Here is a 12831-nt window from a genome sequence, read left to right on the forward strand (position 1 = left end):
CCGGATCAGGTGACGGGGCCCGGGAATCGGGCGGCGACGCGGCCGCGACACCCGGCGACGTGATGGGCGCCGGCAGCGCTACCGGCCCGGCCCTCGACTGGAACAACCCGCTCCGTGACCCCCGCGACCGCCGCCTTCCTCGTGTCGCGGGCCCCTCCGGCCTCGTCATTTTCGGTGTCACCGGCGACCTCTCCCGCAAGAAGCTGATGCCCGCCGTCTACGACCTCGCGAATCGGGGTCTGCTCCCGCCGGGCTTCTCGCTCCTCGGGTTCGCCCGGCGCGAGTGGGAGGACCAGGACTTCGCGCAGGTGGTGCACGACTCGGTGCGCGAGCACGCCCGCACGGAGTTCCGTGAGGAGGTCTGGCAGCAGCTGGCCGAGGGCATGCGGTTCATCCCGGGCGACTTCGACGACGACCAGGCGTTCATGCAACTCCGTTCTGCCGTCGATGAGTTGGACGCGTCTCGGGGTACCAGTGGCAACTACGCCTTCTACCTCTCGGTACCGCCGAAGTTCTTCCCGAAGGTCGTCCAGCAGCTGAAGAAGCACGGTCTCGCGGACGCGCCGGAGGGTTCCTGGCGGCGTGCGGTCATCGAGAAGCCGTTCGGCCACGACCTGGCCAGTGCGCGCGAACTGAACGCGATCGTGCACGAGGTGTTCGACCCGGACCAGGTGTTCCGTATCGACCACTACCTCGGCAAGGAGACGGTCCAGAACATCCTGGCGCTGCGCTTCACCAACCAGATGTACGAGCCCATCTGGAACCGCAGTTACGTCGACCACGTGCAGATCACGATGGCCGAGGACATCGGTATCGGCGGCCGCGCCGGTTACTACGACGGCATCGGCTCGGCCCGTGACGTCATCCAGAACCACCTTCTCCAGCTCATGGCGCTGACCGCCATGGAGGAGCCGGCCGCCTTCGACGCCGAGTCGCTGCTCACCGAGAAGCTGAAGGTCCTCAAGGCCGTGAAGCTGCCGGAGAAGCTGGGCGAGCACACTGTGCGCGGGCAGTATGCGGCGAGCTGGCAGGGTGGCGAGAAGGTGCGCGGCTATCTGCAGGAGGACGGCATCGACCCCAAGTCGACGACCGACACCTACGCGGCCGTCAAGCTGGAGGTCGACAACCGTCGCTGGGCGGGCGTCCCCTTCTATCTGCGCACCGGAAAGCGCCTCGGCCGCCGCGTGACCGAGATCGCGGTTGTCTTCCAGCGCGCGCCCCACTCGCCCTTCGACTCGACCGCCACCGAGGAGCTCGGTGCGAACGCGATCGTCATCCGTGTCCAGCCCGACGAGGGCATGACGGTGCGCTTCGGATCGAAGGTGCCGGGTACGTCGATGGAGATACGGGACGTCACGATGGACTTCGCGTACGGCGATTCCTTCACCGAGTCCAGCCCGGAGGCGTACGAACGCCTCATCCTGGACGTTCTGCTGGGCGACGCCAACCTCTTTCCCCGTCACCAAGAGGTGGAGGAGTCCTGGAAGATTCTCGACCCGATCGAGGGGTACTGGGAGGCGCACGGCAAGCCCGCGCCGTACGCGTCGGGCAGCTGGGGTCCCGAAGAAGCCCACGAGATGCTCGCACGAGACGGACGGAGCTGGCGCAGGCCATGAAGATCGATCTGACCGACACCACGGCAAGCAAGATCAACAAGGCGCTCGTGCAGGGGCGCCGAGCTATCGGTACTCCCGCCATGGGCATGGTCCTGACGATGGTCATCGTGACCGACGAGGAAAACGCGTACGACTCGACCAAGGCGGCCGAGGAGGCCTCTCGCGAGCATCCCTCGCGCACCCTGGTCGTCATCAAGCGCGTCGCACGCACCCCGCGCGACCGCACGAACTCCCGCCTGGACGCGGAGGTGCGGGTCGGCTCGGACGCGGGCACCGGTGAGACGGTCGTCCTGCGTACGTACGGCGAAGTCTCCGACCACGCCGACTCGGTGGTCCTGCCACTGTTGCTGCCGGACGCGCCGGTTGTCGTCTGGTGGCCGGTGGACGCGCCCGACGTCCCGGCCAAGGATCCGTTGGGCGCCCTGGCACAGCGGCGGATCACCGACATGTACGCCGTCGAGGCCCCGCTCGTCGCCCTGGAGGCCCGCGTCTCCTCGTACGCGCCCGGCGACACCGACCTGGCGTGGACCCGGCTGACGCCGTGGCGTTCGATGCTGGCCGCGGCACTGGACCAGGCCCGTAAGAAGGTTGTGTCGGCCGTCGTGGAGAGTGAGGCCGAGAACCCGAGTGCCGAGCTGCTGGCCCGCTGGCTGGAGGCCCGGCTCGAGGTCCCGGTCGAGCGCATCGTCACCGCCGGGCCGGTCGTGACGGCCGTCCGGCTCGGAACCGAGAGCGGCGACATCGTGATCGACCGCCCCGACGGCCCGCTGGCCACGCTGTCCCTGCCGGGCCAGCCCTCGCGCACCCTCGCCCTGAAGGTGCGCAGCACCTCCGAGTTGATTGCCGAGGAGCTGCGCCGCCTCGACGCGGACGAGATGTATGCCGTCGCCCTTCGCGGGGACGGCACCAAGGAGAACCCCCGTCATGTCTGACTCACCCAAGCTCACGCACCGCCCGGAGTGGACGGCACTTGAGGACCACCGCGCAGGGGAGCTGCGCCACCTGCACCTGCGTGACCTGTTTGCCGCCGATCCCGGTCGCGCGGAGCGCTACACCGTGAGCGTCGGCGACCTGCGCATCGACTACTCCAAGCACCTGATCACGGACGAGACCCTCGCCCTGCTCCAGGAACTCGCCACCGCGACCGACGTGTCCGGGCTGCGGGATGCCATGCTCCGCGGTGAAAAGATCAACGTCACCGAGCAGCGTGCCGTCCTGCACACCGTGCTGCGCGCCCCGCGTGACGCCGTCGTCGAGGTCGACGGCGAGGACGTCGTCCCGGCCGTGCACACCGTGCTCGAAAGAATGGCCGACTTCTCCGAGCGCGTCCGCTCGGGCGAGTGGACCGGGCACACCGGAAAGCGGATCCGCAATGTCGTCAACATCGGTATCGGTGGGTCGGACCTCGGACCCGCGATGGCGTACGAGGCACTGCGAGCCTTCACCGACCGTTCGTTGACCGTGCGGTTCGTGTCGAACGTGGACGGCGCCGATCTGCATGAGGCCCTACGGGACCTGGACCCGGCGGAGACGCTGTTCATCGTCGCGTCCAAGACCTTCACGACCATCGAGACGATCACCAACGCCACATCGGCGCGGTCCTGGCTCCTTGCCGGGATCGACGACGGAGGTGAGAAAGCGGTCGCGAAGCACTTCGTGGCGCTGTCGACGAACGCCGAGAAGGTCGCGGACTTCGGTATCGACACCGCCAACATGTTCGAGTTCTGGGACTGGGTCGGCGGTCGTTACTCGTACGACTCCGCCATCGGCCTCTCGCTGATGATCGCCGTCGGCCCGGACCGGTTCCGTGAGATGCTCGACGGCTTCCACCTCGTCGACGAACACTTCCGCACCGCCCCGCCGGAGGCCAACGCGCCTTTGCTGCTGGGCCTGTTGGGCGTCTGGTACGGATCGTTCCTCGGCGCCCAGTCGCACGCGGTGTTGCCGTACTCGCACTACCTGTCCAAATTCACCGCCTACTTGCAGCAGCTGGACATGGAGTCCAACGGGAAGTCGGTGGACCGCGACGGCAATCCGGTGGAGTGGCAGACCGGTCCGGTGGTCTGGGGCACGCCCGGCACCAACGGGCAGCACGCGTACTACCAGTTGCTCCACCAGGGCACGAAGGTCATCCCGGCCGACCTGATCGGTTTTGTCAACCCGGTCGACGACCTCGGCCCCGAACTCAAGGGCCAGCACGACCTGTTGATGGCCAACCTGTTCGCACAGGGCCAGGCGCTCGCCTTCGGCAGGACCAGCGACGAGGTGCGCGCCGAGGGTGTGCCCATGGAGCAGGTGCCGCACCGCACGTTCCGCGGCAACCACCCCACGACGACGATCCTGGCAAGCGAGTTGACCCCCTCGGTCCTCGGCCAGCTGATCGCGCTGTACGAGCACAAGGTGTTCGTGCAGGGCGCGATCTGGAACATCGACTCCTTCGACCAGTGGGGCGTCGAGCTCGGCAAGGTCCTCGCCAAGCGCGTGGAGCCCGCGCTCACCGAAGGAGCGGACGCCCCCGGACTCGATCCCTCAACCGCTGCCCTGGTGGCCGCGTACCGTACTCTCCGGAAGAAGTGAAACAGCATGTCTTCGATGCAATTGGGCCTCGTCGGCCTCGGCAAGATGGGTGGCAACATGCGCGAGCGGATCCGCCGCGCGGGCCACACCGTCATCGGCTACGACCGCAATCCGGACCTCGCCGATGTGAGCAGCCTGGCCGAACTGGTCCAGAAGGTCGAAGCCCCGCGTGTGGTGTGGGTGATGGTGCCCGCGGGCGGCCCGACCCAGCATGTCATCGACGAGCTCGGTGACCTCCTGGAAGCCGGCGACACCGTCGTCGACGGCGGCAACTCCCGCTGGACGGACGACGAGAGGCATGCCGAGGAGCTGGCGGCCAAGGGCATCGGCTTCGTCGACGCGGGTGTCTCGGGTGGTGTCTGGGGTCTCCGGAACGGCTACGCGCTGATGGTGGGCGGCGACGCCGAACACATAGCGAAGGTCCAGCCCATCTTCGACGCTCTCAAGCCCGAGGGCGACGCAGGCTTCGTCCATGCGGGCAAGGTCGGCGCCGGCCACTTCTCCAAGATGGTCCACAACGGCATCGAGTACGCCATGATGCAGGCCTACGCCGAGGGCTGGGAGCTGCTGGAGAAGGTCGACTCCGTCACCGATGTGCGTGAGGTCTTCCGCTCCTGGCAGGAGGGCACGGTCATCCGTTCCTGGCTGCTCGACCTGGCGGTCAACGCGCTGGACGACGACGAGCACCTCGACAAGCTGCGCGGCTTCGCCGCCGACTCGGGTGAGGGACGCTGGACGGTGGAGGCGGCGATCGACAACGCGGTGCCGCTGCCCGCGATCACCGCGTCGCTCTTCGCGCGTTTCGCCTCGCGTCAGGACGACTCCCCGCAGATGAAGATGATCGCGGCGCTGCGCAACCAGTTCGGCGGCCACGCCGTCGAGTCGGCGAAGTAACCGTCATGGGCGACCTCCTGCTGGTCCGCCACGGCGAAACCGAGTGGAGCGTGTCCGGTCAGCACACCAGCTGGACCGACCTGCCCCTCACCCGGCGTGGTGAAGAGCAGGCCAAGTCCCTCGCCCCGCTGCTCGCCGGGCGGACCTTCGCCCTCGCGCTCACCAGCCCGCTGGGCCGTGCCGAACGGACGGCGGAACTCGCGGGCCTGTACGACGCCGTACGCGAGCCCGATCTGCACGAGTGGGACTACGGTGCGTACGAAGGCGTGACCACCCTCGAGATACACCGCACCCGGCCCGACTGGTACCTGTGGAACGACGGAGTGCCGCCCGGTTCGGCCGGTCATCCGGGCGAGTCACCGATCGAGGTGGGACAGCGTGCCGACCGCGTGTTGAACCGCATCGGGACGGCACTGGACGGCGGTGACGTGGTGCTCGTGGCCCACGCCCACTTCCTGCGGGTGCTCACGGCGCGTCGCCTCGGGCTGCCCGCCGCGGACGGGCGGCTGTTCCAGCTCACGACGGGGACGGTCAGCCGGCTCTCCACCGAACACGGGCGACCTGTGATCGCCGAGTGGAACGCCACGGGAACTTCTGCGGCCGTCCACTGATTTCTGCAGTGCTCTGGAAACCGAAGAGGTTCCGGTCCGCCCTCGGGGCGGACCGGAACCTCTCTCACGAGACTCGCTCCGGTCCCACTCATGAACCGGACGAGGGCGGCTTCGGACCAACGCCTCAACGGGTCTGTCAGACAGCGGAAGCCGTCGGGGCGGGATCCCACTCCCGGGGAGGCGGGCCGGCGGTGCCGGTGTGAGCGGCCAGCGCTTTCTCCAGGTGCTTGATGTGGTAATACTGCACGCGCGTGGTGCGCTGCAGGGCCATGACTGCCGTGAGGAACTGATCCATCTCGGTGGCTCGGGTGAGGATGTCGTCGGGCACCAGCTCGTCGTGCAGGCCGGCTTCCGCGTCCTGGCTGAGCACTGCCTGCGCCCAGCCACGGGTGATCGGCTTGAACAGGCCCGGGTGGTTGGCCACGATCCGCGCCCGGATGGCCAGGTCGTTCTCGGCGGCTTCCAGGTGCAATCCGGTGTCCTTGTTGCGCGCCCCGAAGAGTGCCTCATGGATGTGGTGAGCATCGAAACCGTGCTCGACGCAGCCGATCCAGAAGTCCCAGTCTTCTCCGGCCCGCATGCTCTCGTTGTACCCGCCCACGGTCTGCCAGGCGGCACGGCGGTACAGCGAGCAGTAGAACATGATCAGTCGCTGGAGCAGCAGTTCTCTGCTGTAGGCGGGGAGGGGCATCGCCTGCGGGGGCAGATCGTCGTCGGTGAAGGTGAACACATCGGTCGAGGCGATGGCGATGCCGGGGTCGCTGTCCAGTACCCCGACGGTCTTCTCCAGCATGGTGGCCGCGATCACGTCGTCGGCGTCCAGCGGAAGGATGTAGCGGCCGGTGCTGGCCTCGATCCCGGTGTTGCGCGCGGCAGAGACCCCGGCATTGGACTGCTGGACCAGCCTGATGCGCCGGTCGGGGTGGCGGGCGATCAGGGCCTGGGCCACCTCGACAGTGTTGTCGGTGCTGCCGTCGTCGACGATGACGAGTTCCCAGTCGCGGAACGTCTGGGAAAGGACGCTGGACACTGCCTCGGGCAGATAGCGGGCGTAGTCATGGCAGGGGATGACCACCGAGACCACAGGGTCGGAACTGTGAGGCATGCGTCGTCTTTCGCGTCGGAACGGGAAGGAGATGGTTCAGGCGGATACGGGTGGTCGGACGGATTCCGGCATGTCGGGCGGCGCCCCCCCCGGCGTTCGAGGGCCACCCACCGGAGCAGACCCGCTGGACTACGTCCTAGCTGTGCTGCTGCTGGAACCAGGGGAAGTAGTTGTCGTAGTCGTCGTATCCGTGCTCGTGGTGGCGCCCGTAGTAACACACGGTCACGTTGCCCACCGGAGTGCTGTACTGGCCGTAGTCGGTAACGGTCATGTTGCCCACGGGGGTGCAGCAGTGGTGGCCGTAGTCGGTGATCGTGACGTTGCCAATCGGCTTGCAGGGGTGCACGGACCCGGGGGTGAGGGTGACGTCCCCCAACGGCTGTTCCTGGTACCCGTACTTCGCCGACGTCGTCAGCGTGTCCGAACCGGCGGTGGCAGCGTAGGCGGCCTCCGCGGTGTTGAGCAGTCCGGCGGTGGCCAGCGCTGCGGGGAGCGCCAGGGAGGTGATGACACGGGCCTTCACAGTGGGGCCCTTTCTCTTGGGGGGCGGGGGAGCTGCCCGGTCATGCCGGTGAACTTCACGGCTGGGCAGTAGCGTCACCGTAGGATTTGCATACTTAACGTGTCAAAGCGATTACTCCTTGTTGCGTAACGGCTGTGTCGGCGCCCCTGCGGCGCTTGTCGGTCAGGAAAGGGACGTGGCCCCGGCGTGCGCAGGCTCCGGGACGTGGTGCGGGTGCACCACCTCCAGGTCGGGCAACGCCCAGCAGGCGGTGCCCATGTCCCGTGCCATCGCGGCCAGGCCCTCGGTCTCGATGAGGTGCTGGTAGGGGAAGGACGGGAAGATCAGGCCGTCGCGGTGCAGGTCGGCGCGGACCAGCAATGCGGTGCCGCCGACCGAATCCACGCGAACGAGTCCCTGCCCGCGCAACTCGTCGAGGTACCTCCGACCGAACCCCTTGGGGGGCTGAAGGATGCCGTCGCGAAGCCATTGGGACCAGTTGAGCGTGCCGGCCCTGGGCTGAAGGGCGAAGGTGTTGAGATCGTACGTGGGCCCACCGGGCGCGGTGGCACAGTGCGGGACGACGATGTCCTTGCGCGGGCCGAGCAGCCGCTGGACGAGGTCCGCCGGGTAGTCGGTGACATCGACGTCGAGCCAGAGCACCCACTCCTCGTCGACAAGGGCCCGGGAGAGCAGATGATTGCGCACCTTGGCCAGCACTGATCGGCGTCGGCGCTGGATGCCGGGCTCCCAACGGGGCCCGGCCAACTGGAGGCCGAAGTCGCGGCGTACGAGGGTGACCCGCCGGTACTCCGCCTCAAGACCGGGCAGGACCTGCTGGAGCAGTTCCGGTGTCGTGTCACTGCTGTCGCCTTCCAGCAGTCCCAGCGAGATCGCCTCGCGCGGGTAGTCCAGGGAGCGAAGGCTGTCCAGGTAGCCGGGCAGGAACGCGGCCGCGTCCTTGAGGGGGGTGAGCACCAGTACCAGGGGCCGCTCACTCGCCGGGGCCACGGCGGGCTCCACGGCCGCCTGTGGTCGCTCGGAGGTTCGGGCGGCGGGGCCCGTCTCGGCGTGGGCGATCTCCCCCGGCTCGATCGGCAGCCGGGTCGCCATGGCCAGCAACCGCTCGGCGTAGACGCCGGGTTCGGCCCAGATCTCGGTCGCCACCGCGAAGTGCTCCGCGAAATGGGACTCGTTGAACGTGTTGTTCCCGTGGCACACGTACGTGTACAGCTCGGGCGCGTCAATCGATACGACCCGGCAGGTCCGGACCACACCTTCCGCTACCGGGGTGTCCTCGCCGCGGCGTTGCGCCGGGTAGCGCGGGAGCCGGTCCTTGGCGCACACCATCGACCCTTCCCAGACCCGTGCGCAGGAGACCGCGAGCTTGCGGCGGGTGGGCCACCACAGACGCTCGCGGGCGAGGAAGCACGCCTCGGCGCCGAGCGCGAGAATCGCGGCCATCTGCGTCTCGACCCGCTCCGGGTCATACAGGTCGTCGTCGTCCCACTGGCACACGTAGGGCCCGGTGGCCCGGTCCACCGCCTCATTGCGCAGTTCGCCCAGCGTCCGCCCCTCCGGGGGGAGCCGGTGATGGCGGATCCGCGGGTCGCCCAGGTCGCGGATGTGTTGTGCGAGGGCGTCGTCGGTGCCGTCCTCCACCACGACCAGTTCCAGGTTCGGGTAGGTCTGGGTAAGGAAGCATCTGATCGCGCGTCGCGCCGTCGCCGAGCGGTCCTTGGTCACCATCAGGCAGGACACCGTCGGCGCGGGCGCGCCCGCGGCCCAGCGGCGGCGCTGCGCGTCGAGGCTGATCAAGCCGTCGGCGACCGGTTGCAGCTCCTGGCTTGCCCAGAACGGGAACCGTTTGCCGGCCGAAATCCGTGGTGTCCCGGACGTGTTGTACGCCCAGCTGTCCGACCAGTGGTGTACGGCGTACGCACGGTCGTAGTCGGCTTCCTGCGGCCCGAACTGCTCTGTCGCGTACGGGCTCACCTCGGGGTACAGGACCTCCGGGTCGAGAACCGTGATCGACTCGGGCTCCGGGGCGCTGTCGATCGCTCTGGTGAGGAAGAACGGGCCTGTCACGTCCAGAGTGCTGGGCAGTTTGTGGGTGGCGACCAGCCGGCGGTGTACATGGGCCCAGAACGGGTGGCCCGGCCGTGACGCGATGAATGCGTTGCCGACGATGCGGTCGAATCCGCGCCGGCGGGCCAGCAGCAGCCGGGTGTGCGCGTCGGGCTCGCAGCCGAGGACGAGATCATGCCCGTCCAGGATTTCGGTGACCGGCTTCAGGCACTCGAAGTCCAGATCCACATAGAGCCCGCCGAAATGGTCGAGCAGGAAATACCGAATTGCGTCAGCCCGCATGATCGCTTCGGGATAGCCGTCGTAGACCGGCAGGAACCACGGATAGTGCTCCTGGAGGAATGCGCGGTTGTCCGCGTCGGTCCACAACCGGTAGCCCCAACCGGGATGGTGGATACGCCAGGAATCAGCCCATTTCTGCCATTCCGGCGGTACGTCCGTGTCTTTCCAGGTTTGGTGAATCAAGGCAGGAATTTTAATATGCGCAACCATTTGCGCAGTATGCCGGTCGGTCTGGTCGACGGGATTTACGGTAGGACCCGTCGGGAGAACATTCACCCGGGCGGCCCACCCACTGCAGGCGCGGCGCGTATGACCGGCGCACATGGGCAACGTGGGCGAGTGCCGACGGGAATCCCCGGGCGCAGCGGTCCCTGTCCGGCGCTCCGGTCTCAGGCCGGGCCGGTCAGGGTGGTGGCTGTCTCCTTGAGGACGTCGAGCAGGTGCCGCAGGCCTGGGCGGCGGGCGGTGCCGGTACGGCCGGCGGTGTAGACCGTCCGGGTGACGGGCTGCATCAGCGGGTGCAGGCTCAGCGGCGCGTGCGCTTCAGGCAGGGCGAGGCGGGGAACGAGCGCGACCCCGGCTCCGGCGGCCGCGAGCGAGGTCAGCACGGAGAAGTCGCTGCTGCGGACGCGGATGCCGGGGACGAATCCGGCGGCGCCGGTGGCACGCTGAACCATCTCGTAGCAGGAGGTCTCCGGACCGGGGGTCAGTCAGGGGTCGTCCGCGAGGCGGGACAGATCGGCCGCCTCACCCTCGGCCAGGCCCAGCGCCGCCGCCCGGGCCGGCGCGAGAGCGAGCAGGACCGGGTCCTCCATGAGCGGGGAGGGCTCGCACCCGGCGGGGAAATCGCGCGGCAGCACGGTGTAGCCGTGTACCAAGGCCAGGTCCACCTCGTGCTTGCGCAGGGCTTCCAGAGCGAGGTCGGGTTCCTGCTCGACGAGGTGCAGCGAGAGCGAGTGGCTCCTGCCCTCCTCGGTTCCCAGACGCGCGAAGACGGCGGGCATGAGCCGGCGGGCGGCGGAGGCGAAGGAGGCCACGCGCAGGACGCCGTGCTGTCCGCCCCGCAGGGCCGCGAGGTCGGACTCGGCGGCGGCCAAGTCGCCCAGGACGACCTCGGCATGTGCGACCAGGAGTTCCCCGGCGGCAGTCAGGCGCAGGGTACGCCCGTGTTTCTCGACGACCGGTACGCCGGCTTCGCGCTCGAGGACCGCCAACTGCTGGGAGATGGCCGGCGCGGTCAGCTGCAATACGTCGGCGGTTGCGGCGACCGTGCCGTAGGTGGCCAGGTGCTGCAGGATCCGCAGGCGTCGCACATCAAGCATGAAGACATCCTTACAAAAGTCGACCACACGGGCAAAGACGACTTTCGCTTTCTTGGTCGGCTCAGCGGTCGGCAGCGGCGGTGCGCAGCGGGAGATCCCGTCCGTCCTGCGGCACTCCGGAGCGGCGGCGGTTGATCAGTACGACACCGGCAACGGTGATGGCGCCGCCGGCCAGTTCGATCACGTGCGGGACCTCGCCCAGCCACACGAATGAGACGACCAGCGTCACGGGCGGCACCAGGTACAGGGCAGCGGTGGAGGCCGCCAGCGGCAGGCGGGCGACGGCGTAGCCCCAGATCACGAAGCCGAGAGCGGACGGCAGGAGGCCGAGGAAGACGGCAGAGAGCAGGGCGTCGGTGGGGGCGTGGGCGGTCGCACGGATGGTCGCCGGCAGCAGCGGCAGGGCAAGGACGGTGCCGGCGACCATGGCGTAGGTGGCGACTTCGAGACCGGTACGGCGGAGCAGCAGCGGCTTGGTGGCGAAGTGATAGGTGCCCTGGACGACGGCCGCGGCCAGGACGACAAGGGCTGTGGCGGTGAAGCCGGAGAGGCCGTCGGCCAGGGTGACGACGGCGGTTCCGGCGACAGCGACGACGCTGCCGATGACGACGTTGCGCGTCAGCGGCTCGGCCAGGAAGGCGCCGGCCAGCAGGACGCTGAAGACCGGCGCCACGGCGATCAGCAGACTCGCGGTGCCGGCCTCGACGTGGATCTCGCCCCAGTTGAGCAGTACCTGGTAGGCGGTCATCCCGGTCAGTCCGCACAGAGCGATCAGCGGCAGGTCGCGCCGGTGGGGCAGGCGCACCCCGGCGAAGGGGGCGACGGCGACCAGGGCAATGGAGGCGACGGACAGGCGCAGGAACGACAGGGCTGCCAGGCCCAGGCCGTCGACACCGACGCGGATCGCCGGGAACGCGGAAGCCCAGAGCACGACGGTTCCGGCCAGGGCCAGGAAGCGGGGGGAGGCGAGAGGAGTGAGCACCCCTTCAGGCTCCCCGTAGCAATGAAAAAGATCCAGTTAGGCTTTTTTGGGGCTAACGACAGATTTTCTTATCTATTTCTCGCGAAACTGTGCGCGCCCGCTTCACCGGGGGCAAGCTCGTCCGGGCGTCTCGGGGCGAGGTTCTGCCTGGCTTGCCGAGTACGGCATCCGTCCGGGCTCGTCCTGATGTTCACCCACGGACCTGCGCCGCAGCTGTCTCGTCCCGGCGCAGGGCGTTGAGCGCCTGGTCGAGGGAGGTCTCGAGGTAGGTCAGGGAGTCGGTGGCCTGGAGCAGGGTGGCGCCGCCGGTGACGGCGGTCAGAATGGCCGTCGCCGCCGCGTCGGCATCGAGGTGTGCGTCGGCCTCTCCCGAGTCCTTCAACGCCTGTACGCCCTCGGCGAGATGGGTGTGCCAGCGGTCGTAAAGACGCGTGATGATGCTCTGCGTGGCCGGCCGGGCGACGTCGAGTTGGGCGGTGAGTGCGGACAGTGGGCAGCCGGCGCGCTGGGCGTCGTACTTCTCGATCACGCGCTCGCGCCAGGCCAGCCACTTCTGCCAGCTGGTGAGGTCGCCGAGCATGGGCTGCTGGTCGGCGAGAACCTGTTCGGCCTCGTACTCGGCCACCGTGAGGAGCAGGTCGGACTTGCCCTGCGGGAAGTAGTGGAACAGCTGGCTCTTGCTGGTGGAGGTGGCGGCGCGGATGTCGTCCAGGCTGACTCCGGCGACGCCGTGGTCGCGGATCAGGGCCGCCGCGCCGGTGATGATGCGCTGGCGGGTGGCGGCTCCACGGGTGGTGAGCACGATGTCGGTGACCTCCTTGCCGGCCTGCCTGCTGGGAGGCGTCGAGGGTG

10 protein-coding genes and 1 pseudogene are annotated in these 12831 nt (G+C 68.5%); 5 read left to right on the plus strand and 6 right to left on the minus strand.

Going from position 1 to position 12831, the window contains the following annotated elements; all coding sequences use genetic code 11:
- Positions 1-62 precede the first annotated feature (62 nt).
- Genes zwf through OHA88_RS40055 form a run of 5 tightly spaced genes read left to right on the plus strand, consistent with a single transcriptional unit; the run spans position 63 to position 5698 of the window.
- Positions 63-1616 (plus strand): glucose-6-phosphate dehydrogenase, encoded by a 1554-nt coding sequence (gene zwf, locus OHA88_RS40035; RefSeq protein WP_328629915.1) that lies wholly within the window; start codon positions 63-65, stop codon positions 1614-1616.
- Positions 1613-2548 carry a glucose-6-phosphate dehydrogenase assembly protein OpcA gene (gene opcA, locus OHA88_RS40040; RefSeq protein WP_328629146.1) on the plus strand — a complete coding sequence of 312 codons (936 nt, stop codon included), beginning with the start codon at positions 1613-1615 and terminating at the stop codon, positions 2546-2548. Before zwf ends, opcA begins: the two co-directional genes overlap by 4 nt.
- Positions 2541-4193: a glucose-6-phosphate isomerase gene (pgi, locus tag OHA88_RS40045; protein ID WP_328629147.1), complete on the plus strand. Its 1653-nt coding sequence runs from the start codon at positions 2541-2543 to the stop codon at positions 4191-4193. The genes opcA and pgi overlap by 8 nt, the downstream gene beginning before the upstream one ends.
- A 15-nt stretch (positions 4194-4208) precedes the next feature.
- On the plus strand, positions 4209-5087 hold the full coding sequence (gnd, locus tag OHA88_RS40050) for a phosphogluconate dehydrogenase (NAD(+)-dependent, decarboxylating) (protein WP_328629916.1): 879 nt from the start codon (positions 4209-4211) through the stop codon (positions 5085-5087).
- A 5-nt stretch (positions 5088-5092) separates the two neighbouring features.
- Positions 5093-5698, plus strand: a complete 606-nt coding sequence (locus OHA88_RS40055) for a histidine phosphatase family protein (RefSeq protein ID WP_328629148.1) — start codon at positions 5093-5095, stop codon at positions 5696-5698.
- Positions 5699-5834: 136 nt separating this feature from the next.
- On the opposite strand, the gene OHA88_RS40060 is transcribed toward OHA88_RS40055, so the two are convergent.
- From OHA88_RS40060 to OHA88_RS40085, 6 genes and pseudogenes are all read right to left on the minus strand, one after another.
- Positions 5835-6803, minus strand: coding sequence for a glycosyltransferase family 2 protein (locus OHA88_RS40060; protein ID WP_328629149.1), 969 nt, complete (start codon positions 6801-6803; stop codon positions 5835-5837).
- Positions 6804-6939: 136 nt separating this feature from the next.
- A complete protein-coding gene (locus tag OHA88_RS40065; protein WP_328629150.1) occupies positions 6940-7326 on the minus strand; it encodes a hypothetical protein in 387 nt (128 codons plus the stop codon).
- A gap of 162 nt (positions 7327-7488) precedes the next feature.
- Positions 7489-9858, minus strand: coding sequence for a glycosyltransferase (locus OHA88_RS40070; protein WP_328629151.1), 2370 nt, complete (start codon positions 9856-9858; stop codon positions 7489-7491).
- 206 nt (positions 9859-10064) lie between these two features.
- Positions 10065-10997, minus strand: a pseudogene (locus tag OHA88_RS40075) (LysR family transcriptional regulator).
- 61 nt (positions 10998-11058) lie between these two features.
- A complete protein-coding gene (locus OHA88_RS40080) occupies positions 11059-11979 on the minus strand; it encodes a DMT family transporter (RefSeq protein WP_328629152.1) in 921 nt (306 codons plus the stop codon).
- Positions 11980-12169: 190 nt separating this feature from the next.
- Entirely contained in the window at positions 12170-12781 is a 612-nt protein-coding gene (locus OHA88_RS40085; protein ID WP_328629153.1) for a TetR/AcrR family transcriptional regulator, read from the minus strand.
- Positions 12782-12831 lie beyond the last annotated feature (50 nt).

Source organism: Streptomyces sp. NBC_00353 (genome assembly GCF_036108815.1).
GTDB lineage: Bacteria > Actinomycetota > Actinomycetes > Streptomycetales > Streptomycetaceae > Streptomyces.

What these genes read in the sequence shown, in the direction of transcription:
- zwf (WP_328629915.1), top strand. Translation starts at nt 63, where the DNA reads ATGGGCGCCGGCAGCGCTACCGGCCCGGCCCTCGACTGGAACAACCCG.
- opcA (WP_328629146.1), top strand. Translation starts at nt 1,613, where the DNA reads ATGAAGATCGATCTGACCGACACCACGGCAAGCAAGATCAACAAGGCG.
- pgi (WP_328629147.1), top strand. Translation starts at nt 2,541, where the DNA reads ATGTCTGACTCACCCAAGCTCACGCACCGCCCGGAGTGGACGGCACTT.
- OHA88_RS40055 (WP_328629148.1), top strand. Translation starts at nt 5,093, where the DNA reads ATGGGCGACCTCCTGCTGGTCCGCCACGGCGAAACCGAGTGGAGCGTG.
- gnd (WP_328629916.1), top strand. Translation starts at nt 4,209, where the DNA reads ATGCAATTGGGCCTCGTCGGCCTCGGCAAGATGGGTGGCAACATGCGC.
- OHA88_RS40060 (WP_328629149.1), bottom strand. Translation starts at nt 6,803, where the DNA reads ATGCCTCACAGTTCCGACCCTGTGGTCTCGGTGGTCATCCCCTGCCAT.